The organism is Hymenobacter sp. M1-2 (genome assembly GCF_057808495.1).
Map to the genome: position 1 here is coordinate 138,192 of NZ_JBTYZO010000010.1, position 25,965 is coordinate 164,156.

20 protein-coding genes and 1 tRNA gene are annotated in these 25,965 nt (G+C 56.4%); 14 read left to right on the forward strand and 7 right to left on the reverse strand.

Translation table 11 applies throughout. The features are described from left to right. Positions 1 to 164 precede the first annotated feature (164 nt). Complete coding sequence (locus tag ACYSMN_RS11630; protein WP_488924049.1) at positions 165 to 1,487, reverse strand: serpin family protein; 1,323 nt, start codon at positions 1,485 to 1,487, stop codon at positions 165 to 167. A gap of 372 nt (positions 1,488 to 1,859) precedes the next feature. Here ACYSMN_RS11630 and ACYSMN_RS11635 point away from each other — a divergent pair, with 372 nt between their 5' ends. The 4 genes from ACYSMN_RS11635 to ACYSMN_RS11650 all read left to right on the forward strand — a co-directional run bounded on the left by ACYSMN_RS11635 (position 1,860) and on the right by ACYSMN_RS11650 (position 5,876). Further along, positions 1,860 to 3,740 carry an ABC transporter ATP-binding protein gene (locus tag ACYSMN_RS11635; RefSeq protein ID WP_488924050.1) on the forward strand — a complete coding sequence of 627 codons (1,881 nt, stop codon included), beginning with the start codon at positions 1,860 to 1,862 and terminating at the stop codon, positions 3,738 to 3,740. Between the two features lie 28 nt (positions 3,741 to 3,768). Next, positions 3,769 to 4,224 (forward strand): GNAT family N-acetyltransferase, encoded by a 456-nt coding sequence (locus ACYSMN_RS11640; RefSeq protein ID WP_488924051.1) that lies wholly within the window; start codon positions 3,769 to 3,771, stop codon positions 4,222 to 4,224. 137 nt (positions 4,225 to 4,361) lie between these two features. Beyond that, positions 4,362 to 4,961, forward strand: coding sequence for a DUF4136 domain-containing protein (locus tag ACYSMN_RS11645; RefSeq protein ID WP_488924052.1), 600 nt, complete (start codon positions 4,362 to 4,364; stop codon positions 4,959 to 4,961). A 150-nt stretch (positions 4,962 to 5,111) separates the two neighbouring features. Further along, the gene (locus ACYSMN_RS11650) at positions 5,112 to 5,876 is read left to right on the forward strand and encodes a TerC family protein (protein WP_488924053.1); all 765 of its coding nucleotides are present in this window, start codon (positions 5,112 to 5,114) and stop codon (positions 5,874 to 5,876) included. 213 nt (positions 5,877 to 6,089) lie between these two features. Here the strand turns inward: ACYSMN_RS11650 and ACYSMN_RS11655 are convergent, their stop codons facing one another. Next, complete coding sequence (locus ACYSMN_RS11655; protein WP_488924054.1) at positions 6,090 to 7,004, reverse strand: hypothetical protein; 915 nt, start codon at positions 7,002 to 7,004, stop codon at positions 6,090 to 6,092. Between the two features lie 337 nt (positions 7,005 to 7,341). Here ACYSMN_RS11655 and ACYSMN_RS11660 point away from each other — a divergent pair, with 337 nt between their 5' ends. Further along, positions 7,342 to 8,394 carry an MJ1255/VC2487 family glycosyltransferase gene (locus tag ACYSMN_RS11660; protein WP_488924055.1) on the forward strand — a complete coding sequence of 351 codons (1,053 nt, stop codon included), beginning with the start codon at positions 7,342 to 7,344 and terminating at the stop codon, positions 8,392 to 8,394. Positions 8,395 to 8,618: 224 nt separating this feature from the next. Here ACYSMN_RS11660 and ACYSMN_RS11665 read toward each other — a convergent pair whose 3' ends face one another. Beyond that, positions 8,619 to 10,040 carry an FAD-binding oxidoreductase gene (locus ACYSMN_RS11665; RefSeq protein WP_488924056.1) on the reverse strand — a complete coding sequence of 474 codons (1,422 nt, stop codon included), beginning with the start codon at positions 10,038 to 10,040 and terminating at the stop codon, positions 8,619 to 8,621. A gap of 192 nt (positions 10,041 to 10,232) precedes the next feature. Between ACYSMN_RS11665 and ACYSMN_RS11670 the strand changes: the two genes are divergently transcribed. The 3 genes from ACYSMN_RS11670 to ACYSMN_RS11680 all read left to right on the forward strand — a co-directional run bounded on the left by ACYSMN_RS11670 (position 10,233) and on the right by ACYSMN_RS11680 (position 14,762). Beyond that, positions 10,233 to 10,754 carry a C40 family peptidase gene (locus tag ACYSMN_RS11670; RefSeq protein WP_488924057.1) on the forward strand — a complete coding sequence of 174 codons (522 nt, stop codon included), beginning with the start codon at positions 10,233 to 10,235 and terminating at the stop codon, positions 10,752 to 10,754. A gap of 213 nt (positions 10,755 to 10,967) precedes the next feature. Then, positions 10,968 to 14,543, forward strand: a complete 3,576-nt coding sequence (locus ACYSMN_RS11675) for a TonB-dependent receptor (RefSeq protein ID WP_488924058.1) — start codon at positions 10,968 to 10,970, stop codon at positions 14,541 to 14,543. A gap of 145 nt (positions 14,544 to 14,688) precedes the next feature. Next, positions 14,689 to 14,762 (forward strand) — tRNA-Ala (locus ACYSMN_RS11680). A 164-nt stretch (positions 14,763 to 14,926) separates the two neighbouring features. On the opposite strand, the gene cysK is transcribed toward ACYSMN_RS11680, so the two are convergent. Together cysK and ACYSMN_RS11690 are read right to left on the reverse strand one after the other, a co-directional pair. Then, positions 14,927 to 15,847 (reverse strand): cysteine synthase A, encoded by a 921-nt coding sequence (cysK, locus tag ACYSMN_RS11685; RefSeq protein WP_488924059.1) that lies wholly within the window; start codon positions 15,845 to 15,847, stop codon positions 14,927 to 14,929. A gap of 109 nt (positions 15,848 to 15,956) precedes the next feature. Beyond that, positions 15,957 to 16,796, reverse strand: coding sequence for a serine O-acetyltransferase (locus tag ACYSMN_RS11690; protein ID WP_488924060.1), 840 nt, complete (start codon positions 16,794 to 16,796; stop codon positions 15,957 to 15,959). 190 nt (positions 16,797 to 16,986) lie between these two features. On the opposite strand from ACYSMN_RS11690, the gene ACYSMN_RS11695 reads away from it, so the two are divergent. Further along, on the forward strand, positions 16,987 to 17,325 hold the full coding sequence (locus tag ACYSMN_RS11695) for a cupin domain-containing protein (protein ID WP_488924061.1): 339 nt from the start codon (positions 16,987 to 16,989) through the stop codon (positions 17,323 to 17,325). Positions 17,326 to 17,525: 200 nt separating this feature from the next. On the opposite strand, the gene ACYSMN_RS11700 is transcribed toward ACYSMN_RS11695, so the two are convergent. Both ACYSMN_RS11700 and ACYSMN_RS11705 read right to left on the reverse strand, forming a co-directional pair. Next, positions 17,526 to 19,505 (reverse strand): peptidylprolyl isomerase, encoded by a 1,980-nt coding sequence (locus ACYSMN_RS11700; RefSeq protein ID WP_488924062.1) that lies wholly within the window; start codon positions 19,503 to 19,505, stop codon positions 17,526 to 17,528. Between the two features lie 117 nt (positions 19,506 to 19,622). Beyond that, positions 19,623 to 20,123 (reverse strand): acyl-CoA-binding protein, encoded by a 501-nt coding sequence (locus tag ACYSMN_RS11705; protein WP_488924063.1) that lies wholly within the window; start codon positions 20,121 to 20,123, stop codon positions 19,623 to 19,625. A 126-nt stretch (positions 20,124 to 20,249) separates the two neighbouring features. Here ACYSMN_RS11705 and asnB point away from each other — a divergent pair, with 126 nt between their 5' ends. The 5 genes from asnB to ACYSMN_RS11730 all read left to right on the forward strand — a co-directional run bounded on the left by asnB (position 20,250) and on the right by ACYSMN_RS11730 (position 25,956). Then, a complete protein-coding gene (asnB, locus tag ACYSMN_RS11710; RefSeq protein WP_488924064.1) occupies positions 20,250 to 22,157 on the forward strand; it encodes an asparagine synthase (glutamine-hydrolyzing) in 1,908 nt (635 codons plus the stop codon). Between the two features lie 85 nt (positions 22,158 to 22,242). Continuing rightward, complete coding sequence (locus ACYSMN_RS11715; protein ID WP_488924065.1) at positions 22,243 to 23,580, forward strand: UDP-glucose dehydrogenase family protein; 1,338 nt, start codon at positions 22,243 to 22,245, stop codon at positions 23,578 to 23,580. Between the two features lie 80 nt (positions 23,581 to 23,660). After that, a complete protein-coding gene (locus ACYSMN_RS11720; RefSeq protein ID WP_488924066.1) occupies positions 23,661 to 24,611 on the forward strand; it encodes a UDP-glucuronic acid decarboxylase family protein in 951 nt (316 codons plus the stop codon). Continuing rightward, a complete protein-coding gene (locus tag ACYSMN_RS11725) occupies positions 24,608 to 25,012 on the forward strand; it encodes a sugar 3,4-ketoisomerase (RefSeq protein WP_488924067.1) in 405 nt (134 codons plus the stop codon). The genes ACYSMN_RS11720 and ACYSMN_RS11725 overlap by 4 nt, the downstream gene beginning before the upstream one ends. Beyond that, positions 25,000 to 25,956: a GNAT family protein gene (locus ACYSMN_RS11730; protein ID WP_488924068.1), complete on the forward strand. Its 957-nt coding sequence runs from the start codon at positions 25,000 to 25,002 to the stop codon at positions 25,954 to 25,956. Before ACYSMN_RS11725 ends, ACYSMN_RS11730 begins: the two co-directional genes overlap by 13 nt. Positions 25,957 to 25,965: the final 9 nt, after the last annotated feature.

Genomic DNA, 25,965 nt, shown 5'->3' on the forward strand with positions numbered 1-25,965 from the left:
GTGTGACATCTTTCCGTGTGACAAAATTTTTTGTCACACGGAAAGATGTCACACGCGCTGCCTCCAAGAAAAAATACCCGGCTACCTGCTGTGCCCCACGAAGTGGGTAACAGGCGAGGTAGCCGGTATTTGGTAGAGGGAAGGCTATAGCAGCAACCGCATCATCAGGGCTGCATCAACTGCCCGACGAATAAGACGGCATTCGAAGACTTCTCCCGAATGAGAAACACGAAAGGCCGGTCCACCGCAATTGACGGTGGTCCGGCCGTCCGATCGATGCTTACGGAGGTTACGGCGGCAGCTACAGTACCGGCTTCGTCTACTTGCAGAAAGGTTTTGTGCATCACTTCACTGATGCTGAGGCCAGCGGAAACGCCCTGTAGCATCTGGCTGAAATTGGCTTGGTTGGAGAAAGCCTCGCCCATGCCCAGTTGGGTAAGCGTCTGGCTTAGCTCTTTCTTGTACTCCAGCTGAAATTTGGGCATGTGCAGGCCCAAGCTGCTGGGAGTGGCTCTGGCTAGCCAGCTGGTCAGGTTGGCGCTGCTCAATTCGCGGGCCACATCGGCGACGGTGTGGTTGTCGGTGGGCACTACGAGGGTCATACTGAACTGCTGGTTGCCGTAGGGCAGGTCTATCACCTGTTTGGTGGCGTCGGTGTAGTAGCGGTACTTACCGTTTTTCAGGTTCATGAAATCAATCCAAATCGTGCTGCCATCTTCTTTTTCAAACGGTGCCGGCCGAGTAAGTGTCCTATCGAACTGGTAGGTCCAGGTACCTTTGAAATAGATGGCGTTGATGAGCAACATGATATCGTTTCCGTTGGTCTCATCTACAATGCTCGTAATTCGACCCTTGGTTTTGTCGCTCACCCAGCCGTTGATGACGTCCTTGGTACCGGAGGCGCCAAAGTCCACGGGGCGCAGTGTGGCATCGAAGTAGGATTGGTTTTTCTGCACGAACGGGACTTGCAATTGGAACTGCTGCGCGTGCCAGATAGAGTTAGCGGCGGCAAACTCCACGGTCCGGTCCATATTGGTCAGCAGTTCAAACAGGGTCTTGAACGACTGGTTGAGGGCTTCGTCGGTCTGGCCCGTGTAGCCCAGCGTCTGGCGCATTGCCTCTTTAGTGGTGCCGTCAGCGCCGTTGAAGGTCATGGCTAGCGCCGCCGAGATGCTCAGCGGCGAGATGAACAGATTCTGCGTGGCTTCCTCGGAGCGAAGCATAGAAAACGCGCGGAAGCCGAAGTCGTTGGCGCTGCTTATCGTCCGGGTTTCCTGCTGCGATAAAGGCCGCGTGTTGGGCCTGTTATTACCTGTCGGATCAGACGCTTCTTTCTGACAGCCCGAAAGCAAAAGCACGGCGCTGGCCAGGCGAAATAGGGTGGCTTTGGTGTGAAGAAAGTGCCGTATAAGTAGAGTTAGGTTTCGGAAAGCAGATAAGAGGAAGATTTTATAGGTGGGATACCAGGAACATGGTAATAGTTGCATGTGCTAGCAGCCTTTTGATAGTAGCAGGGTTTAACCGTGGGAATTAACTGTTCCACCCTTTATGTGTTGCGGAACATCGCTCAGTAGTCCCGAAGGAGCTAAGTCATATGTCGCGGACTAGGACTACAAGCTAGTTCCCTCCTCGGATGAGGAGGGGCTAGGGGTAGTCGATGCCACCAGAACGATTTTTAGAGTTAGTTCTAATACTGTCCAACGACGGTCAACCACCCCTAGCCCCTCCTTAAAAAAAGAGGGGAACTAGCACTAAAATAATGTCTCACTTCTCATATCCCATAGTCTCATATCTCACTCCTTACCTGCCAAAACGGCGGCTCCTGCACTCCGGCCCGAAGTGTGCCGTATAGCTGGCTTATGTCTTGGTTTTCTTCGCTTTTCACTACCATATCGGCCAAACGGCCCCAGCCGGAAGGCAAGCCTGCTCTCACGGTGCGGGAGCGGTTTTCGGCCCTCAAGAATCTACCGGAGTTTCTGCGCCTGATTTGGCAGACCAGCCCGGCCCTCACGCTCGGTAACGTGGCATTACGCCTGTTGCGGGCAGCCCTGCCGGTAGCCATGCTCTACGTGGGCCAGCTCATCCTCGATGCCGTAGTGCAGCTCAGCCGCCAGCCTGCCCCGGAGCGGGTGCTGACGCCAGTACTCAGCTTAGTAGCCCTGGAATTCGGCCTCGCTATTCTGTCCGATGCCCTGGGGCGCGGCGTGGCCCTGCTCGATTCGCTGCTCGGCGACTTATTCGCCAACCGTACTTCCGTGCGCCTCATGGAGCACGCCGCCGAGCTGGACCTCGACCAGTTCGAGGACAGCACTTTCTACGACAAGCTCGAACGGGCCCGCCGCCAAACCCTGTCGCGCACGGTGCTCATGGCCCAAGTACTGAGCCAGGCCCAGGACACCATCACGATGAGCTTTCTGGCGGTGGGGCTGGTGGCATTCAATCCGTGGCTGCTAGGGCTGTTGCTGCTGGCCGTGGTGCCGGCCTTCCTGGGCGAGTCGCACTTCAATGAGCGCAGCTACTCGCTGGTGCACGGCTGGACGCCCGAGCGGCGCGAGCTGGACTACCTGCGCCAGACTGGCGCTTCCGACGAAACGGCCAAAGAGGTGAAGATCTTCGGGTTGTCGGGCTTTCTTATTGAGCGGTTTCGTACGCTCTCCGACGAGTTCTACCGCAAAAACAAAGACCTCGTGATTCGGCGGGCGGGTTGGGGCACGTTCTTCGCGGCGGTGGGCGCGGCCGGCTACTACGCGGCCTACGTCTACATCATCAGCCAGGCCGTGTACGGGCGCGTCAGCATCGGGCAGCTCACGTTTCTGGCCGGCTCCTTCGCCCGGATGCGGGGCTTGCTCGAAGGCATTTTGAGCCGCTTCAGCACCGTGGCGGAAGGCGCGCTCTACTTGCAGGACTTCTTCGACTTCTTCCACTTGCAGCCGCGCATCATTCGGGCCGAAGACGCGCGCACGGTGCGGCCCTTCCCGCGCCCTATTCTGGAGGGCTTCACGTTTGAAAACGTGGGCTTCAGGTACCGCAACGCCGAAAAGTGGGCCCTGCGCAACCTCAACTTTCAGCTGCAAGCCGGCGAGAAGCTGGCGCTAGTGGGCGAAAACGGCGCCGGCAAAACCACGCTCGTCAAGCTGCTGGCCCGCCTCTACGACCCCACCGAAGGCCGCATCCTGCTCGATGGCCACGACCTGCGCGAGTACGACCCGGCCGAGCTACGCCAGGAAATCGGGGTCATCTTCCAGGATTTCGTGCGCTTCCAGCTGCCGGCTGGTCAGAACCTGGCCGTGGGCCGCATCGAGGAAAAGGAAAACCGCCCCCGAATCGAGCAAGCCGCTACCCTAAGCCTCGCCGATTCGGTAATTGCCAAGCTGCCCGGCGGCTACGACCAAATGATAGGCCGCCGCTTCAACGGCGGCGTCGATTTGAGCGGCGGCGAGTGGCAGAAGATTGCGCTAGGCCGGGCTTACATGCGCGACGCCCAACTGCTCATCCTCGACGAGCCAACCGCCGCCCTCGACGCCCGCGCCGAGTACGAGGTGTTCCAGCGGTTCAAGGACCTGACTCAGGGCAAAACCGCTGTCCTCATCAGCCACCGCTTCAGCACCGTCCGCATGGCCGACCGAATCTTGGTCATCGAGCACGGGCAGTTCGTGGAAATCGGGAGCCACGAGGAGTTGCTGGCCCGCGGCGGCCGCTACGCTGAGCTGTTCCAATTGCAAGCCGCTGGGTATCGGTAGGAGGGAGGCGCGGCTTTATCTTAGCCCCATGCCCGACTACCACTTCCTGCCCAACCTGCCCGCCGGCCCGCAACGCAGCCCGCTGTTAGAGCTACTGAACACCATCTTCAGCGATACGCCGCCTGCCGAAACCGAAGCCGATCTGCTCTACCAGCAAACCCGCTGCCCGCTGCACGTATGGCTGGCTTCGGTGGATGGGCAGTTGGTGGGCTGCAAGCTAGGCTACGAGCGGAAGCCGGGCCATTATTACAGCTGGCTCGGCGGCGTCCATTCGGGTTTTAGGGGCCAGGGCATTGCGGCGGAGCTGATGCGACGCCAGCACGCGTGGTGCCAGGAGCAAGGCTACCGCCGCATCCGCACCCAGACCTACAACCGCTGGCGCGCCATGCTGCAACTTAACCTACGCCATGGCTTCGACATCATCGGCACGGTGCAGGGCGCCCGCGGCCTCACCATTGTGCTGGAAAAGGATCTGGCCGCCTAAGCTAACAGGGTTTGCGCCACACGCTGGCCTAGGCTCAAGCCAAAATTTTATAATGCTTCTACCGGTTGACTATCAAGTCTTAAGAACCCCAGATTTTCGTACCTTGGATCAGGTGTCACCATCCTTTACTGTTGCTCATGAGACTTAAGTTTACTCTCTTTATCGGGCTGGCCTTGGCGTTGTCCGGTTGTTTTGCGGCCCGTGAGGCCCGCATCGAATCCGACTACAGCTACTCCGGTAATTTCCGCCGCTACCGCACCTATGAATTCGTGACCGGCAGCGGGCTGGCCTCCGACACCAGCAAACTAGGCGAGGCCGTGCGCGACGCCATCCGGACGCGCATGAAAGTGCAGGGTTATAAGGCCAGCAAGCGCCGCCCCGATCTGCTCGTCAACTTCCGCGTGTTTGAAGGCGACATGCGCTTCCGGGGCTACGTGCAGGAAGACATTAGCCGCTGGGTGCAAGAAGAGAAAGTAGAAGACGAAGACACGCCCGAAGACTACCGCCAGGGCTATCAGGCCCAAAAAATGCTGCTCGCCGAAGGCACCCTGCTCATCACCCTCATCGACAACCGCACCAACCGCGCCGTTTGGAACGGCTACGCTTCCGGCGTAACGGTGCCCGGTGGCGCTCAGGGCGAAATCGTGTTGCGGCGCTCCGTGCGCTCCATCTTCGACCAATACCGCGTCTTCACCGAAGGCTACCTCGAAGGTAACAACCGCGCAAGCGAAAACTAGGCAAACTCAGGAGTGGTGCCGAGTTAATTTGACAGTCTGCTAAGGCGTTTTGCCGTGAAAATCTGCTTCACTCACCCCCAACTTCCCATAGCCTAAAGGATGCCGGGTGGAACATCCGTTGTACCGGAGCCGTTATCTTGGCAACCCGGTATGAATAGTCATCTCCAGCAAATCCTCGATAATCCTCTGGCGGCCTTGGCCATTGTGGGCAATTTGGTCATCATTGAGAGCCTGCTTTCCGTCGATAATGCGGCGGTGCTGGCTACTATGGTCAACGACTTGCCTAAGGAGCAGCGCCAGAAAGCGTTACGCTACGGCATCATCGGGGCCTATGTGTTTCGGGGGCTCTGTATTCTGTTTGCATCCTTCCTGATCGAGTTCTGGTTTTTGAAGCCCTTGGGTGGCCTTTACCTGCTCTATCTGGCCTACAACCATTTCAAAACCGAGCGTTACGCCCACGACGAGGAACAAGTAGACAAACAGAAAAGCTGGCTCTACCGCCGCACCTTGGGGCTGCTCGGACCGTTCTGGGCCACCGTGGCACTAATTGAGTTGATGGACTTGGCCTTTTCCATCGACAACGTATTCGCCGTCGTCGCCTTTACCGACAATCTGATTCTGATTTGTGCCGGTGTGTTCATCGGCATCCTCGCCATGCGGCTCGTGGCCCAGGGTTTCGTGCTGCTAATGGCCAAGTACCCGTTCCTGGAAACCGCCGCCTTTCTCGTCATTGCCCTGCTCGGTCTGAAGCTGATGCTCTCCCTGGTAGAGCATTACATGCCCACGCACCCTTTCAGCCGCTTCCTCAGCAGCGAAACCGCCGACGCAGGTCTAACGGTGCTGACCGTAGCTATCTTCGGCCTCCCGATACTTTTTTCCTGGCTTACTGGCCGCGCCCGGCAGGTAGAGAAGTAGGCTCTGTACTTACTAGCACCACCAAGTGTCCTTGCGAGGAGGCACGACGAAGCAATCCTTCCTCTCTGTGAGGTAACTTCCTTAAACAGACAAGCCCTTGACGCCAGCGCGGACGTCAAGGGCTTGTTGCTTCAGTAGGCTTGGCGCTGGGAGAGGAAGGATTGCTCCGCTCGCAATGACAGAGGAGGCTTCGCAAGGACACTCTCCGTTACATTACCGGCTGCTTGGAACGCGGAACTGCAAGCCGATGCTGGGCACGATGGTGAGGCCGCTGAGCTTGCCGGACGTGTTGTTGAGCAGCGCGTAGGTGCCGTAATTCTGGTAGTAGATGCCGAGCGCGGGCAGGAAGTACACGTAGCGGTAACCCACCTTGGCGCTGGCAAAGGCGCCGAACGAGCCGTAGTTCACGCGCTGGTCTAGCAGGGCCGGAACTTTCACATTGCCGTTGAACACCTTGCCCGGCTCGAAGCCATAGCGCATGAAGGAGCGCGAATACACCACGCCGTACGAGAAAGCGCCAATTTCCTCTTCCGGCCCGAAAGAGTGGCTGAAAACCAGCGGAATAATAAGGTCGTTACGGGTGGCCCGGAAGCCAAGTACGTTGTTGATATTGTCCAGGAAAGGAAGGTCAGGCAGCTTGGCCCGCTGCGTCGCGAATTGCAGGCCAATGCTGCCGTACATGGCGCCGGCTGGGCCACCGGGCCGCTCGGGCGTGCCAACGGGACCCATAAACTGGTACATGGCATCGAACACATGCGAGCCGAAAGCATACTTGTAGCCCACATCGAGCCGGTCCACGACGCCGTAGCGCAGGTACAGGTCGGAGGCCGGGCGCACGGGGTCCAGGATGTAGGCCAGTGCGGCCAGTTGCAGGTTGGTGATGCTGCCCGAATAACCAATAGTGTCTTTGGAAGCCGCCGCTTCGGCTGCCGATTTCAGGGCCGAGCCGGTTTTACTGATCGTTTCAGTGGCAACGTTGAACGACAGGTTGCCGCCGCCCCGGAACTCACCGCGCGGCGTTACTTTGCCCGTGCTGACGATAGTGCGCGGGGCGGTGCAGGCCGAAACCAGCAGCAAAACGGAAGCGGCAACACCCCACGCGGGGCGGAAAAAAGTAGAGCGTTTCATACGCGGCAAGCAGAAGCAGAGAGAAGAAAAAGGCACAACGGCGGCGCATTCGCCAAAACCGGGCCGAAAGTAGTGAAACGCCGTTTGCCATACCGTCACTTCTCGAATGATGTGAAGCCAGCCTAGCCAGTGCAGCTACTATCTATCGTGGCCGAAATGTATCGGTAGGAAACCCCTTATTTTGCTCACTCATCCAACCGAGCTACGTCGCCGTTAAGACGGACATCGTGATGTCCGCTCTCAGACATAGTAATGTCTGGGCTCAGACATTACTATGTTTAGGAAAAGATACAAGGGTAGTTTACCGTGGATGAGGCTTCACGCAGCCCCGCATCTTATGAACATTCTCTACGGAGTACCCGGCGAAGGCATGGGGCACGCCACCCGCAGCAAAGTCGTCATTCAACACCTCCTGGAGCAGGGCCACGACGTGCGTGTGGTGAGCAGCTCGCGGGCTTTTCAACTGCTGGCGCGCACGTTTCCGGGCCGCGTGCACGAAATCCGGGGCTTCCACCTAGCTTACAAAAGCCTCACCGTATCGAAGTCCCGCACGGCAGTCCTCACGCTGCGCTCAGCCCCGGAGAACCTGCTCATCAACTTCCGCAAATACGGCGAGCTGCTGCGCGGCCAGGACTTCGACCTCGTGCTTTCCGATTTTGAGTCGTTCAGCTACCTTTTTGCTAAAGCCAAGGGCCTGCCCGTCATCAGCATCGACAACATGCAGATCATCAGCCGGGCGCAGCTGGATGTAACGGTGCCGCCCGCTGAACGGGGCAATCTGGACCTGGCGCGCGGCATCGTACGGGCCAAGCTGCCGCGCAGCCGCCACTACTTCATCACCACGTTTTTCCCGCTGCCCGTCATCAAGGAAAATACTACGCTAGTGCCGCCCATTATTCGCCCCGAAATTCTGGCGGCGCGGCCCAGTGCCGGGCAGCACGTGCTGGTATATCAGTCGGCCACTACGCAGAAAGACCTGGTGCCGCTACTGCAAAGCTTGCCCGGCCAGGAATTCCGCGTCTACGGTTTCAACAAAGAGGAAAGCCACGGCAACGTGCAGCTCAAGGCTTTCAGTGAGCAAGGCTTTATCGAGGACCTGGCCAGTGCCCGCGCCATCGTCACGAACGGCGGTTTCTCCCTCATCAGCGAAGCCGTGTACCTGCATAAGCCCATCTGCGCCATCCCAATCCCCGCGCAGTTCGAGCAGTTCCTCAACGCCGCCGAAGTGGAAAAGCTAGGCTACGGCCGCCACTTCCCTAACCTCACCGCCGACAACATTAAAGCCTTTCTCTATGATCTGAGCGCCTACGAAAAAGCCCTGAGCACCTACCAGCAAGATGGCAATCAGGAGCTATTCCAAGAACTAGATAAGGCGCTAACCGCACTGTAGCGCGAAGCTCCGGCTTCGCGCATCGTCCGCGCCCCTTGCTGACTTCAGCAACGACATCGTTCAACGACACGCGAAGCGGGAGCTTCGCGCTACAAGCTGTCATTCGCGCCGCCCGAACAATCCCTGTTCAACGACATCGTGCAACGATGCGCGAAGCCGGAGCTTCGTGCTACGGCCCGTCCACAAAATCCGTGTAATCCGCTTAAATCCGTGCCAATCAGTGATCAGAAGATCTTGCCCGGATTCAGGATGCCGTGCGGGTCGAACACCTGCTTGATGCCGCGCATTAGGTTCAGATTGGTTTCGGGCAGGGCGATGCCGATGTAGGGTTTCTGCACCAGCCCGATGCCATGCTCGCCGGAAATGGTGCCGCCAAGCTGCACGCACAGCCGGAACAGTTCCTTGATAGGCTCCTGCAAGCCGCGGTGCCACATTTCATCATCCAGGTCGCCGCGAATAATGTTGACGTGCAGGTTACCGTCGCCAGCGTGGCCGTAGCACACGGACGAGAAACCGTAGCGGCTCCCAATTTCCTTCACGCCTTTCAAGAGCGTGGCCAATTCGGCGCGGGGCACTACGGTGTCTTCTTCCTTATACACTGAGTTGTAGCGCACCGCGTTGCCGATGTTGCGCCGGATCTTCCACAGGTCGTCCTTCTGCGCCGCCGTATCGGCCAATAGAATCTCGTCGATGTCGTAGTTTTCCAGCACGCCGTACACCGCTTCGGCTTCCTTATAAAGCTGGTCGAGGTCCTGCCCATCCAGCTCAATCAGCAAGTGCGCCCGAATATCCTCGGGCAGCGTGAGCGGGATATTAAGGTAGCGCGACGACCATTCAATGGCCTCCCGCTCCATAAACTCCATGCCCGACGGCACGATGCCCGCCCGGAAAATAGCCGAAACGGCCGCCGCTGCCTGCGTTTCATCGCGGAAGGGCGCCAGCAGCAGCACGTTCTGCTGGGGATAGGGCAGGAGCTTGAACACGATGCGCGTGATGATGCCCAGCGTACCTTCCGAGCCCACCATGAGCTGCGTCAGGTTGTAGCCGGTGGCGTTTTTGAGCGTGTTGGCGCCGGTCCAGATGATGTCGCCGGTGGGCAGCACTACCTGCATGTTGAGCACGTAATCTTTCGTGACGCCGTATTTCACGGCTTTAGGGCCGCCGCTGCTTTGGCTCAGGTTGCCGCCCAGGAAGCAGGAGCCTTTGCTGGCCGGGTCGGGCGGGTAAAACAATCCCACTTCCTTCACCGCGTTCTGGAACGCCTCCGTTACTACGCCCGGCTCCACGGTGGCCTGCAAGTTGCGCTGGTCAATCTCGATGATCTTGTTGAGGCGTTCGGTGCTCAGCACCACGCCGTGGTGGATGGGTAGTGCGCCTCCGCTCAGGCCCGTGCCGGCGCCGCGCGGCGTCACGGGAATGCGGTGCTCGTGGCAGAGCCGTACAATCTGGCTTATCTCTTCGGCGTTAGCGGGGCGGAGCACCACGTCGGGCGCGAAGTGCAGGTCTTCGGTATGGTCGCGGCCGTAGTCGGCGTACGCATCGGCGGTGGCCGCGGCTTCGGCCCGTTGCGCCGTCAGCACGTGGGCCGGGCCTACAATGGCTTCGAAGGCGACAACCAGTTCAGGAGTAAGGGAGTTGAAATGCATAACAGAGGAGCCACTATGGCCGATTCGCGTATCTTTGGCCCGATGCGGGAACACATGACGAAGGTACATCATTCGACGCACAGGCGTCTTTGGTGGCCAGTGCTGCTACTGGTCATGGTGAGTTGGCTGGCGAGTTGCAGCGGCTCGAGGAAAGTCAACTACCGAAACGGGCGCTACCATTCCGCCCGCGACATGGCCCGCATCAAAGCCGAGGAGCGCCGCCGCGGTGGCCGTGCCCCGGTAGCCAAGTCCAAAGCCAAGAGTACCACGGCTAGCGGCAAGGCCAAAATCGTGACCAAGCGGAGCAGCACGCCCGCCAACGCCAGCAGCGCCATCCAGACCGTTATCGAAACGGCCCGCTCCTACCAAGGCACTCCTTATAAGTATGGCGGCACTACCCGGCTCGGCATGGATTGCTCGGGCCTGCTGTGTGCGTCCTTTGCCGCCATCGAAGTAGCCATTCCGCGTTCCAGCAACGAGCAGGCATTGTGGGGCGAGCCAATTAGGCCCCAGGATCTGCGGGCCGGTGATTTATTGTTTTTCGGCGCCTCGCCGGGCAGCAACACCATCACCCACGTCGGACTCGTAACGGCCGCCACGCCGGAAGGGGTGGATTTTATTCACTCTTCCAGCTCATTAGGAGTAGTAGAAAATAGTCTGGAAACGGATTATTATCTGAGCCGCTTCATCAAAGCTGTGCGGCCCATCCTATAGAATAACGGGTTTGTGGACTTCAGTTGATTTGCTAGAGCGGACGAAGAATTTCTTCGCCCGCTCTTTTGCTTACACTCAGCGGAAATTCTACTAATAATAATGACATCAGCTTCTCAAAAACAGTTGAGCTCCCTGCAGATTTAAATAAACTTTTAGTAACACAATAACCCGTTAGTAGCAGTACTTTTGCGGTGCTTTTACTAAACCCTCAACATGAAACACCATTTCTACCGTCACTTGCTGCTTTTGCTAGTGGCTGTTTTGTCAGCCCAGCAGCTGAGTTGGGCCCAGGGTGCTACCACCTCAGCCATGAACGGTGTTATCACCGATCAGGCGGGCGGCGGCCTACCGGGAGCCACGGTTATTGCCGTGCACACTCCAACCAATACCCAGTATGTAGCGCCCACTAACTCAGAAGGCCGCTTCAACATCCAAAACATGCGCGTAGGCGGCCCTTACACGGTTCGAGTTACGTTTGTAGGTTATAAGGATGCCAACCGCGAAGGCATCTTCCTCACGCTGGCCCAAAACCTGCGCCTCGACATCAATTTGAGTGAGGCGACTACTGAATTGAGCGGTGTTACGGTAACAGGGCGCCAAGATCCCGTAATCAACTCGGGCCGCACGGGCGCCGCAACCACCGTTACACGCGAGCAAATCCAACGCTTGCCCACTCTAAACCGCTCCTTTGATGATTTCACGCGTCTGACTCCTCAGGCTAGTAGCGGTGGTGGCTTTGCTGGTCGCAACGGTGGATACAACAATATCACCATCGACGGGGCCATATTCAACAATTCGTTCGGACTTGCTTCGACGGTAGGTGGACAGGCTAATGCTCAGCCCATCTCGTTGGATGCTATTGATCAGATTCAAGTTAGCATTGCTCCCTACGACGTACGCCAAGGCTCTTTCACTGGGGCTGGTATTAACGCCGTGACACGTAGCGGTACCAACAAGTTCTCTGGCTCATTGTATGGGTTCTACCGTAACCAGGATTACGTGGGTAATAAAGTAGCCGATGTCAAGTCTGACTATCCTAACTTCAACCTGAAGAACTACGGCTTCCGTTTCGGTGGTCCTATCATCAAGGATAAACTGTTCTTTTTCATCAATGGTGAGGAAGAAGACCGTATTGATCCTCCGACAGGCAATTTCACGGCCAACCGCGAAACGACTGCCCCTGCCGCTAACTCTACCGTTTCTAGAGCTTCTTATGATGACCTAAATACTCTGAGCAACTTCCTGCGGGAGAAATATGGGTACAATGCTGGCGAGTTCGAGAATTATGACCTTCGCTCTTTCAGCCGTAAAGCGACTGCTAAAATTGACTGGAACATAAGTGACCAGCACCGTTTTAGCGTTAAGTATAACTATCTCAAGTCGTATCGCGATGTACCACCTTCTAACTCGGGTGCAGTAGCTAATACAGCTACCCGTGCTCAGACTCAGTTCGGTCTACCCTTCTTTTCTTCGTACTACACGATCAATAACAACCTGAATTCGGTAATTGCCGAATTGAACAGCACGTTTGGTAGCCGTTATTCCAACAACTTGACGGCCGGATTCTCCGCTTTCCGCGACTTCCGCGAGAGCCCAGCAGGGGGTACCTTCCCGTTGGTTGATATCGGCGATGCTACTACGCGTACAGCTCCCGGTGGTGGCCTCAACGTTACGAACACCTTCACTTCCTTTGGATACGAGCCGTTCTCTGCTTTCAACGTATTGGATTCGGATGTGTACCAGTTCGGCGACAACTTCACGGCCTACCTAGGAAAGCACAACGTGACAGTTGGTACCTATAACGAACTCTACTACTTCAAAAATGGCTTTGCTCCGAATTACTTCGGAGGGTATGCATTCAACAGCCTAGATGATTTTTATGCTGCTGCTCGTACTGACGAGGCTCCCAATGGATATGTTCGCGTAGGTGGCGTGCCTACGCCTAACACAGCTCCTGGTGCTACGCTAGGTTATGCGCAGCGTTACCAATTACAGTATTCAGCTCTGCCCGGCGGTTTCCCCTTCGGCGAAACTAAAGCGGCTCAACTTGGTCTGTATGCGCAGGATGAATGGTCGCCACTCAACAATCTGAAGGTAACAGTTGGTCTGCGGGGCGACTTGCCAATTATCTTCTCTGATATCGAGCGCAACTACGCTGTGGGCGGCGGTACAAATCCTGCAACGGATGTGTCGTATCCAGGCTTGACCTTCCGTGATGGAGTACGAATTGAAACGGACCGCTTGCCTAAAAGGCAGGTGTTGCTCTCACCTCGTGTAGGTTTCAATTGGGATGTAAACGACGACCGCAAAACGCAGGTTCGTGGCGGCACGGGTATCTTCACAGGCCGTGTTCCTTACGTTTGGATCTCCAACCAAGCTAGTAACAACGGGGTGCAGTTTGGTTCTTTCAGCCGCACAGGCGCCGCGGTGGCTACCGCCGGCAATGTATTTAGCCCCAATGTGGATGCCTACCGTCCTGACCCCAATGGTCCTACTCAGCTAGCGAACACGTCGTATAACCTAGCGGTAACTGACCGCGACTTCAAATTTCCTCAGGTGTGGCGTACCAACCTCGCTGTTGATCAGGAAATAGTAGGCGGTATAGTAGCGACTCTTGAGGCGCTCTATACAAAAGATGTGAATGCTGTGTACCACCAGAACGTGAACCTGCCGCAGGCAGTGGGCCGCTCCAATGGTGCAGATCAACGCCCGATATTCTATACTTTCGGAACAATCAACGCAACGGGAAATAATGCTGGCTTGTATACCGTAGCTCCTGTAGGATCTGGATCAAGTGCGCAACCTAGTCTAATCGGTAACAACCGTATCTACGGTGGCCAAGGAGGAACTTCAGTTGCAAACCCGAATATTACGGATGCAATCTTGATGAAGAATACCAACAAAGGCTACTCTTACTCCATTACCGGCCAGTTGCAGAAGTCCTTCAGCAGTGGCTTCTACGTAAGTGCTGCCTACACCTACTCTGATTCTCGCTCGGTAAATGATGGCGGTTCCATTGCACAGAGCATCTGGCGTGACCGGAGCGTATCTGAGGATCCTAACGCTAATGTCCTCAGCTATTCACAATTCCTGATCCAGCATCGCGTTGTAGCTTCTGCTTCGTACAGCCGGGAATATTTGAATCATTTGGGTACAACCATCTCGCTTTTTTACGAAGCTTCTCCAGCCGGTCGGTTTAGCTACCTCTATGGTGGCGACATGAATGGTGACAGCCAGAGCAACGACCTGATCTACATTCCCCGCAACCAAAGCGAAATCAATTTGCGGGATATTGTCTTTTCCGCCACAGGAGTAACTTATACTGCTGCTGATCAGTGGAACGACCTTAACGCTTACATCGAGCAGGATGACTATCTGAAGAGTCGGCGTGGTGAGTATGCTGAACGCAATGGAGCCGTACGCCCCTGGCAGAACCGTTTGGACTTCCGTCTTTTACAAGATGTATTCACCAACATTGGCGAAAGCAAAAACACCCTACAACTTAGCATTGACATCTTTAATGTTGGCAATCTGATTAACTCGGACTGGGGAACATTCCAGACTGCTAATCGCACAGGTTTGCTATCGTTTGCTGGCTACAATCAGCAGAACCAACCAGTGTTCACGTATCCCTACCTGACCAACCCTAGCATTGTAACTCCTGCTACGCCAACTACTCCGGCAGTAATTACGCCAGGTGTGCCGCTCACCGAGACGTTCCGTAAGGATACTGGTGGTATTGGCTCGCGCTGGCAGGCTCAAGTAGGATTGCGTTACATCTTCAACTAAGCCAACGACTTAGTCTCTATAAAAGAGGGCTGGCGATATGCTAGCCCTCTTTTTTTGCGTTTTTTCTGATCTGATACTTGCAGTTTCCGAAACCAGCCGTACTTTTGTCCCACTCAAACGCAACCGGCATTGAGGTATCATAAATGGGGGATTAGCTCAGCTGGCTAGAGCGCTTGCATGGCATGCAAGAGGTCATCGGTTCGACTCCGATATTCTCCACAGACCACGGATTGGCACGAATTGAAGCGGATTCCACGGATTTTGTAGCCGACATAAAAAAAGAGCTTGCCATGAGGCAAGCTCTTTTTTTATGTCTTAGCCGTAAGCTCGAATATCGTCCACAAAATCCGTGAAATCCGCTTCAATTCGTGCCAATCCGTGGTCTAGACGAACAGGCCTTCCACCGATAGATACCGCTCGCCGGTGTCGTAGCAGAAGGTGAGTACGCGGCCGCCTTCTGGTACTTCGTCCAGCTTGCGGGCTACGGCGGCTAGTGACGCACCCGATGAAACGCCGATGAATAAGCCTTCTTCGCGGGCGGCGCGGCGGGCCATGTCGAAGGCTTCTTGGTGGCTGACTTGAATAACACCATCGAGGATTTCGCGGTGCAGGTTGTCGGGGACGAAGCCGGCGCCGATGCCCTGAATGGGGTGGGGCCCCGGCGCGCCGCCGCCGATGACGGGTGACAGCTCCGGCTCCACGGCGAAGGTTTTCATGTTGGGAAAATGTGGCTTGAGCACTTCCGTCACGGCCGTGATGTGGCCACCTGTGCCTACGCCAGTGATGTGGAAGTCGAAGCCTTCCGGGGCGTCGCGCAGGATTTCTTGGGCCGTAGTTTCCGCGTGTACTTTGATATTGGCGGGGTTACTGAACTGCATGGGCATCCAGGCGCCGGGCGTGTCGCGTACTAGCTCGTGGGCTTTTTCGATGGCGCCTTTCATGCCCTTTTCGCGGGGCGTGAGTTCTAGATTGGCACCGTAGGCAGCCATCAGGCGCCGCCGCTCGATGGACATCGATTCGGGCATCACCAGCGTGAGCTTGTACCCTTTCACCGCCGCCACCATTGCTAAACCTACACCCGTGTTGCCCGAAGTAGGTTCCACGATTACTGAGTCGGGCGTTAGAATGCCATCCTGCTCGGCCTGCTCTATCATGCTCAGCGCAATCCGGTCTTTGATGCTGCCGCCGGGGTTGGCCCGCTCCAGCTTCACCCATACTTCCACGTCGGGACGGTGGGCAAACAGTTTGTTTAGGCGCAGCAAGGGCGTGTTGCCGATGGTATCCAGAATGGAATTGGCTTTCATGAGGGGGAAGGGTTTAATTGTTTATATGGTTGCATGGCTTAATGGTTAAATGGTTGATTGTTCTGATGGCGCGTTGAACAACCATTTAACCATTAAGCCATGCAACCATTCAGATGGAAAACATAAGATCGGCAGTGGGGTCTTCGGTGCGCGTGACGTGCTGTTGGGCCCGGTGGTAGACGCGGGAGTGCGAAGGGACGCTGTCGGTGAGCCAGACGTTGCCGCCAATGATGCTGTGGCTGCCGACCACCGTATTGCCGCCCAAAATAGTAGCGCCGGCGTAAATAACCACATGATCTTCGATAGTGGGGTGGCGTTTGATGCCTTGCAACTCCTTAGTTACGCTCAATGCACCTAGCGTGACACCCTGAAAGATCTTGACGTAGGCTCCGATTACAGCTGTTTCGCCGATGACGAGGCCCGTGCCATGATCAATGCAGAATGAAGAGCCAATACGCGCCCCTGGATGGATATCGATACCAGTACGTTGGTGTGCGTACTCGCTGATGAGCCGTGGCACACGTGGCACGCGCAATTGGTACAGCGCGTGCGCCATGCGGTGCAGTGCAATGGCGTAAAACCCCGGATACGTGCTGATAACTTCCTCCATGCCTTCGGCGGCCGGGTCGGCGGCCACGATGGCCGCGGCATCGCGCAGAAGGGAGTCACGTAGGGCGGGCAAACGGGCCATAAGTGCCGCCGCTACGGCTGCTGGCGGCTCGGGCAGCTGCACATGAGTGAGCAGTGCGGCGAGGTCAGTTTGCAGCTGGGTGAGCGTGGCCGCTACGGCATCGAGGCGGAGGAGGGGCTGGCCGCCGCGCTCTGGGAACAGCAGTTGCAGCAACTGCTCGGTGAGTTGGCAGAACGCGGCTCCCGGTAACGGCGCGGCCACTTGCTGATGCGCCCGCACCAAGGCCCGTACGAAAGGAGAATCGGAGGTGAAGGACATAAGGGAAGGTAGATAAAGCCACGAAGCGGTGGCCGGCAGCGGCGCGCTGGTACCTAATATGCCATAACTACACATTCCAGGGAAAGTTTTGGACCAGCGCAGTACGGCAACCAGCCACCCGCAACCTGCGTTTGCAAGGAAACCGAGCCGTACGGCCGGTTTCCCGCTCACCACTTATAATCTCCCGCATATGGCTGATTCCACCATCATCAAAGTAGACTCTGCCCACTCGCCCAAAGGCGCGGATGGCGAAAAATACCTGGCTTCCGGCAAGCAGGTCTCCATGCGTCTTTGGGAAAACGAACAACCCAGCGAGGCAAAAGAACCCACCAGCCGCCCTTACGAAACGGTAGGCTACGTATTACAAGGCCGCGCCGAGCTGCATCTGGAAGGCCAGATGGTGTTGCTGGAGCCAGGCCACTCCTGGGTAGTGCCCAAAGGCGCCGCCCACACCTACAAGATTCTGGAAGATTTTTCGGCCGTAGAAGCCACTACGCCACCCGCTCAGGTGCACGGCCGCGACGAGTAAGCATTACTCAATTCCACAACAAAACGCCCCAGCATCGTTGAGTGCTGGGGCATTCTGTTGTAGTACCAGTTTGCTGTACAGGCGTCTGTGCGGTTTTTGTCTGTCTAGAGTTTATAATCTTGTTGCAAATCAGCTTGCTCTCATACTCTAGAAACTATTGAGACGGGAGAGGCGCTGATAGCAACACCATGCTTTTATACTCAACGCACTAATTCCACTTTCGTCATCTTATCCCCAATAGCTAGACGCTGCACTACGTCCATGCCTTGCACTACCTGGGCGAAAATGGTGTATCGGCCATCGAGGTGCGGAGTGGGAGCGTGAGTGATGAACCACTGGCAGCTTTCGGTGTCTTTGCCCGCCGATGCCAGTCCCACGGCGCCTTCGCCGTAACGCAAATCGGCAAACTCTGAGCGGATGTTGTAGTCGGTGCTGCCAGAACCGTCGCCGCGCGGGCAGCCGCCCTGCGCCACGAAATTAGGTACCACCCGGTGAAAGGTTTTGCCGTCATAAAACCCCTGCCGCACCAATTGTACGAAGCTAGCTACCGAACCAGGAGCATCTTCCACCCGCAGTTGCAGCGTAATGTCGCCCTGGGTGGTGCGCACCAACACGCGCTGTTGGGCTGGAAGGTCTTGCACCACTGCCCACTCAATAGGATGGCTGGCCGCTTTGGCGACGGGCACAGGCGTTGCGGGACGGTTTTGCAGGTAATCGATGGTTTGTTGCAACGACTGCCAAGCTTCCAGGTCGCGGGGCAGTACGAGCTTGCTGCGGGCTTCCAGTAGAAAGGATGCATCCGGCAACAGACGGCGCAGGTCCAGCTGCGGGTCGCGCAGAGCTTCGGCAGCTGTGCCTATCATCGTAACGTCGCCGCTGGCTACCGCCCGGCGCAGGGTAAGGGCAAAGGCCGCTTGTTGCGCTTCCGGGAAACTAGGCTTGCGGCGCATGGCTACCAAAGCTTCCAACCCGTAGGATCTCACCACCAACGACTGGCCCGCTACGAAAGTAGCCTGTTCCACAAACTCATAAGCGGCCGGATCTTCGCCTAAAGCCTTGAGTAAATATCCTTTTTCATACGGGTCCGTGGCGCTGGCATAGCGTTGTTGCACCGCTGTGCGGATAGCGCCCTGCTCTGAGCCCCCCATTTTTAAAGCCGTAGCCAGCAGCGTAGCTCGCACTCGCCAGTTGACGAGCTTGTTGGCCTTCTCTAGAAATTGCGTGCCCGGCTCCTCGTTGGCGTGCGCCAGAAAGAATTCCGCGGCGGTCACCGCCACTTGGCCATTGGTGTCAGTAAGGGCATCCCAGGCGGCCTCTTTCGCGGGAGCGTAGATGGTGCCGTTCATTGCTCGCAACGCACTTACCCGCACCCGGTAGTCAGGATCGCGCCGCACCAACGCAATAAGCGTGGCGGCCACACTTGGGCTCTTCACTTTGCTTAGCGCGCTGGCGGCGGCGGCCCTGACGATGGGGTTTGAATCGGTAGTGGCGGCGGTCAGCGCGGTTTGGTAGGAAGTCAGATCGAGCTGCGGGGTCCGAGCCAGCATGAACGCCGCGCCTTGGCGGGCGGCCAGTGGCTGCCGGCCGTCCAGTAGCGCCACTGCCCGGGCCACTGCTGCTTCCGACGTCACGCCCCGCGCGCCCGCTCGAAACAGTCCCCAAGCCTGCCCCGCCGATTGCGACGTATCGGTTGGCGAGGATGTCAGCGTCGAGCGTAGAAGCTTGCCTTGCGACTTCTGCGTGACGCAACGGCCAAGCGCCTCATATATATACCGGCGTTGCACCGGCGACACTGGCTGTGTTAGTTGAGCAGCTAGAGCATCTACGGCCGTACTGTCGCCGGTTTGACCCAAAGCATAAGCTGCCGCGCGGCTCACGGTTGGGTCGGGATCCTGAAGTAGCGGTAGCAACTGAGCGGAAGCGGCTTTATCCTGCACCGAAGCCAGCGCTAAAGTTGCTTCCCGCCGGTAGCGAGCCTCCGCACTAGCGAGATAAGGAAGTAAGGCGGCTGTATTACGCTCATCTTGCGCCGTGGCTATCTGGCGCAGCGTCTGGTCAGCGAATTTGTTGGGCGCAGATGAAGTGACGGTGGAAGGCTGCTTGGCCGGGGCACAAGCCGTGAGCAGGCTGGCTCCGCAAAACAGGTGCAACAGAGCGCGCAGGAAGGCATAATGAGTCATAGCTGGCCGAAAATACCCAAAATCCCCGTTGTGCAGTCAATACGGCGGGCTATTAAAATACTACAGCCCACCCCGTTTAGCGGGGCAGGCTGTAGTAGCTAGAGCAAATTGGAAAATCTATTGCTCGTCTTTCAAATGGTCTTCGCCACCGTACGGGGCGCCGGCCGTGATGTCGCCGCGCAGGCCACCTTGCGATATGCCAGGACCCGTATTGGGCTGCTGGGCCATGGTGCTGTTGGGCTGGTCTGGCCCGTTCACCTGCGAGGCGGTGGCTGGCTGCCCGTTGCCCGTGATGACGGTAGGTTTCTCTCCAATGGGCCCGGCCAACTCGTTCACTTTTTCCACGTACTGTCGGCGAGCTTCGTCTTCGCTCATGCCTTTGAACTGGCTCCAAGAATCCCATTGTGCCTGCGACATTCCTTTCGGGCCGCTAGGATTGGAAGGCGTATCGTCGCCCACCACATCTTTTTCGGTGTCATGGTCGCCTTCGGTGGCTTGCTTATATAAGCCGTATAGCTCGTTCATGTGCGCCGCCGCTTGGTCGCCGGGAAGGTTGTCCACGCGCGATACGGCCGCTTCGAATTGCTTTTGCAAGTCCATATTCTCTTGAAGATTCATACGATCGGGTGGTCTGAGAGGTGGAAACTACTCCTGTGTACTAAGCCGGCACGGCTTTGGTTGCGGGGACTCGCCGCTACTTTTTTCGGTCATCAAGTCGACAGACTTCGTACTTTTGCCCGCCCTATGTGTGGAATTACCGGACTATTCGCCTTCACCGACACGGGCCGCAGCGCGCTGGCCGCCCTGCCGGCCTCTACCGATGCCATCATCAGTCGCGGCCCCGACTCGCAGGGCCACTTCGTTTACGACCGATGCGGCCTGGGCTTTCGACGCCTAGCCATTCTGGATCTCTCCGCCGACGGTAACCAGCCGATGACCGACGAGTCGGGCCGGTACACCATCGTCTTCAATGGGGAGATTTTCAACTTTCGCGAGCTGCGCCAGCGCCTCCTCAAAAAAGGGTATCAGTTTCACTCCCAGACCGACACGGAAGTAATCCTACGACTTTACATCATCGAGGGCCGCAGTTTTCTGAAGAAGCTCAACGGTTTCTTTGGCCTAGCCATCTACGACAAGGAAGAGGATTCGCTTTTCATTGCCCGCGACCGGATGGGGGAGAAGCCCCTGCTTATTTATCGCGACGAAGACAAGCTGTTTTTCGCGTCGGAGATGAAGTCGTTGCTGGCGCTGGGCATTCCGCGCAAGCTCGATTACGTGGCGCTGAGCCATTACTTGCAACTCAACTACATTCCCGGCCCCGCTACTATTTTCAAAGGAGTGCGCAAGCTGCTGCCCGGTCACTACCTCTACATCAAGGGAAAAAAAGTGGTGCGCAAGCGCTGGTACAAGATTCCCTACGACGCGAAGAAGGCCGAGAAGAACAAGCTGACGTATGAGGAGCAGCAGAAAAAGCTGGTGAGCTTGCTCGACGATGCCACCGCCCGCCGCCTCGTGGCCGACGTCCCGGTGGGTGCCTTCCTAAGCGGCGGCATCGATTCTAGCGTCGTTGTGTCCCTGGCTACGCGCCACACGCAACATCTGAATACGTTTAGCATTGGCTACCGCGACGAGCCGTTCTTCGACGAAACCAAGTACGCCAAGCTGGTAGCTGAGAAGTACAAGACCAATCACACGGTTTTCTCGCTCACCAATCAGGACCTCTACGACCATATCTTCGATGTCCTCAACTACATCGACGAACCCTTTGCCGATTCTTCGGCGCTGGCCGTGTACATTCTTAGCAAGCGCACCCGCGAGAAAGCCACTGTGGCCCTATCCGGCGACGGTGCTGATGAGCTGTTTGCAGGCTATAACAAGCATATGGGCGAGTTTCAGGTGCGGCAGGGCGGTTTCAAAGCCGAAGCCGTAACCGGGCTCAATCTACTCTGGGACATTTTGCCCAAGTCGCGCAACACGTTTTTTGGCAACCGTGTCCGGCAGTTTCAGCGCTTTTCGCGCGGTATGCTCAGCGGCCCCAAAGACCGGTATTGGGATTGGGCCTCGTTTGCTACCGATAAAAATGCTCACAGCCTGCTTAGCCCCGCTTCACGCCGCAAGGTGGGCAGGAAGCTAGCCGAGAGACGGCGCAAAGACATCCTGGAAAACCTACACGCTGACGGGGACCTGAATGAGGTGCTGCTCACCGACATGAAGCTGGTGCTACCTTACGACATGCTCACGAAGGTGGACCTGATGAGCATGGCTAACTCGCTGGAGGTGCGCCCTCCCTTCCTCGACCCCAACGTGGTGCGTTTCGCGTTTTCGCTACCTGTCGAAAGCAAAATCGACGCGAAGATGAAAAAGAAAATCGTGCAGGATGCTTTCCGGCCACTGCTGCCCGAAGAACTTTACAAGCGTCCTAAGCACGGCTTCGAAGTGCCGCTCCTCAAGTGGTTCCGCGGCGAGCTTCGTCCTCTCATCGAAGACGATTTGCTCTCGGATGCCTTCATTGAAGCGCAGGGCGTATTCGATGTGACGGCCATTCGTGCGCTAAAAACTCAGCTTTTCTCCCGCAGCCCCGGCGATGTGCATGCCCGCATTTGGGCACTCATCGTGTTTCAGCACTGGTGGAAACGTTACATGATGGCCTGACCAAGTAAGAGTCAAAAGTACAGTCGAGTCGTTTCGCTTTGAAAGTACTTCTCGCATTTCAACATCTTCTCTTTAATTCTTTGCAATGAAAATAGCAGTAGTCGGCACTGGTTATGTTGGCTTGGTAACAGGTACCTGCTTTGCCGAAGTAGGCATTGAGGTGACCTGCATCGACATCGACCAAAAAAAGATTGATAACCTCAAGCAAGGCATCCTGCCCATCTACGAGCCGGGCCTGGAGGAAATGGTGAACCGCAACGTCAATGCGAGCCGTCTGCACTTTACCACCAGCCTTGCCGAAGGTATCAAAGATGCTGACGTTGCCTTCATTGCCGTAGGTACCCCGCCCGGTGAAGATGGTTCTGCCGACCTAAAATACGTGCTAGCCGTGGCGCGGGGCATCGGTGAGCACATGAATAACTACGGCGTAATCGTGACCAAGAGCACGGTGCCGGTGGGTACGGCCGCCAAAGTGCGCCAGGAATTAGAACAGGCCCTAGCCAAGCGTGGCGTTGATATTGAGTTCGATGTGGCTTCCAACCCAGAGTTCCTCAAAGAAGGCGCGGCTATTGACGATTTCCTGAAACCTGATCGTATTGTAGTAGGGGTCTCCTCGGAACGTGCCGAAGAAGTGATGAGTAAGCTCTACAAGCCCTTCCTGCTCAATGGTCACCCCATCATCTTCATGGATATTCCGTCGGCGGAGATGACCAAGTACGCCGCTAACTCTATGCTGGCCACTAAGATTTCGTTCATGAACGACATTGCCAACCTGTGCGAAATCATGGGTGCCGACGTGAACATGGTGCGCAAAGGCATTGGCTCCGATGGCCGAATTGGGACCAAGTTCATTTATCCTGGTATAGGCTATGGCGGCTCGTGCTTTCCCAAGGATGTCAAGGCTCTCATAAAAACGGCCGCCGAAAACGGCTACCAGATGCAGGTGCTGCAAGCCGTGGAAAGCGTAAACGAAGCCCAAAAAGAAGTGTTGTTCGCAAAGGTGAAGCGACACTTCGGTAGCGACTTGCGAGGCAAGAAGATGGCTGTCTGGGGCTTGTCATTTAAACCCAAAACCGACGACATGCGCGAGGCTCCTTCGTTGGTCATCATCGAGAAATTGCTGGCCGAAGGCTGCGCCGTCTCGGCCTACGACCCGGTGGCCATGCCCGAAGCCCGCCACTCACTCGGCGACAGTATCACGTATGCCAAAGATCAGTTTTCGGCTCTCGTAGATGCGGATGCCTTGCTAGTAGTAACGGAATGGCCGGAGTTTCGCTCGCCTAGCTTCGAGGTAGTCGGCAAGCTGCTCAAAGAGAAAGTCATCTTCGACGGCCGTAACATCTACGATGCCAAGGAAATGGAAGAGGCTGGCTTCGCTTACCACTGCATCGGTATTCGGACCATGCACAAAGAACCTGCCTAACAAATAACCTGTCATTCTGAGCAGCAAAGAGCCTACTCCTCGGCAATGCTCAGGTTTTCTGAACGAACCACAACCATAAAATGGCAGATAAAAAACGCGTACTCATCACCGGCGGCGCCGGTTTTCTTGGTTCTCACTTGTGTGAGAGGTTCCTGGCCGAAGGCTACCATGTCATTGCCATGGACAACCTTATCACTGGTGACTTGCAAAACATCGAGCACCTATTCGGGCGCGAGGATTTTGAATTCCACCATCACGACGTGTCGAAGTTCGTATTCGTGCCGGGCAAGCTGGACTACATCCTACACTTCGCCTCGCCCGCTTCACCCATCGATTACCTCAAAATCCCGATTCAGACGCTGAAAGTGGGCTCCTTAGGTACGCACAACCTGCTGGGCCTAGCCCGCGTGAAAGGCGCCCGCATGCTTATCGCCAGCACCTCGGAAGTGTACGGCGACCCAGAAATTCACCCGCAGGTAGAAGAGTACTACGGCAACGTAAACCCTGTGGGTCCGCGCGGTTGCTACGACGAAGCCAAGCGTTTCCAGGAAGCCATTACGATGGCCTACCATAACCACCACGGCCTGGAAACGCGCATCGTGCGCATCTTCAACACCTACGGCCCACGCATGCGCCTCGACGACGGCCGCGTATTGCCAGCGTTTCTCTCGCAGGCCCTCCGCGGTGAGCCTCTCACGGTATTCGGCGACGGTTCGCAGACGCGCTCCTTCTGCTACGTCGACGACCTCATCGACGGCATCTACCGCTTGTTGCTGAGCGACTATCACCTGCCCGTCAACATCGGCAACCCATCGGAAATCACGATCAAGGAATTCGGCGAAGAAATAGCGCGCCTCACCGGTGTCGAGTTCAAGCCCGACTACCGCCCGCTGCCCGAAAATGACCCCATGAAGCGTCGGCCGGACATCACCAAGGCTAAAGAAATCTTGGGCTGGGAGCCCAAAGTAGACCGCGCCGAAGGTCTGCGCCGCACGCTGGAATATTTTCAGGAGCACGTAACCAAACCATGAAGAACCCCTACCTGATTGAGTTCCCCAAATTAGGTGCACCAGAAATCGGCTATATATCCGTTACGGAGCAGCTGAAGCAATTGCCCTTTGAAGTACAGCGTACATTCTGGACCTACTATACTCCCGAGAGCATTGTGCGCGGGCGCCATGCGCATTACAAAACTGAGCAAGTGCTGGTTGCAGTAGCAGGACGTATCACCGTCACCACCGAATTGCCCGATGGCTCCGTTAGTGTACATCGGCTGGAAGATCCGCATGTGGGCTTATACGTGCCCCCTCACGCTTGGCATACCATGCAATACTCACACTCGGCGGTGCAATTAGTGTTTGCTTCGTTGCCTTACAATGAGCAGGATTACATCCGGCAATATGAGAAGTTCAAGGAGGTATGGAGCGCTTAGATACCAACTTGTTGGCTTCGCGCGAAGCGATTCTCTTCTTCTATTCGCCCTATAATTTTCTGCGAGAAATCCCCTTTGCTACCCAACAAAAACTGTTTGGCGCCGGGCGCATGGTACAGTTGGCGGAAGCTGACTCTGGTCATGTACTGGCAGTAGGAGAAGGCGACGAGAGAATACAACTGCTGTATTCAGTGCTTCCCTGGGACTCTCAATTTTTTGGTACGCCTACTTATCGATTGCAAACGGCGCTTTTTGCTGCACAATCCTCTCTAGCCAGCCGGGTTGCGGCCGTAAGACAGTTGCAGGAGAAGCTCGCTGTCAATGGGGAATATTATTGCTTCAGTGAGGTTCCTGTAGAGGATGTTGAATTACTGCAGATGCTAACTGGCAGTGGTTGGCGGTTGGTTGAAACCCGCCTACTATTTTACCTCGACCAAGTGCCTACCTTCGACCAGCCACGTTATCCGGTACGGGCTGCTCGTGAAGATGAAGCTGCCTACATTGGGCAAATTTCAGCTGCCGCTCGAAACCAATACGACCGTTTCCATGCCGATCCTTGGTTCGGAGACAGTCGTGCTGATGCCTTCCTTGCGCACTATGCCAGCGCGGCCGTGCGCGGTTATTGCGATACCGTTTTAGTGCCGGCAGAACCAGATTTACCAGTAGATTCTTTCTTGGCAGTTAGTGACTTAGCCTCGGATGCCACCGCTCTCGGTGTTGGTTTGTCGCGGGTGGTACTTACAGCCGTGGGACCGCAAAATCGCGGTTGGCATCAGCGTCTGGTATCTGAAACCGTGCATCGCGCCCGCGCCAACGGAGCCCAATATGTGCTGATGACTACACAGGCTACGAACAGAGCTGTGTTTCGCACCAGTGAGAAACTTGGTTTTAAGCTGGGAGGTAGCACACACGTATTAGCCTGGTACGGCGGTCCTATCACTTAACGGATAGTT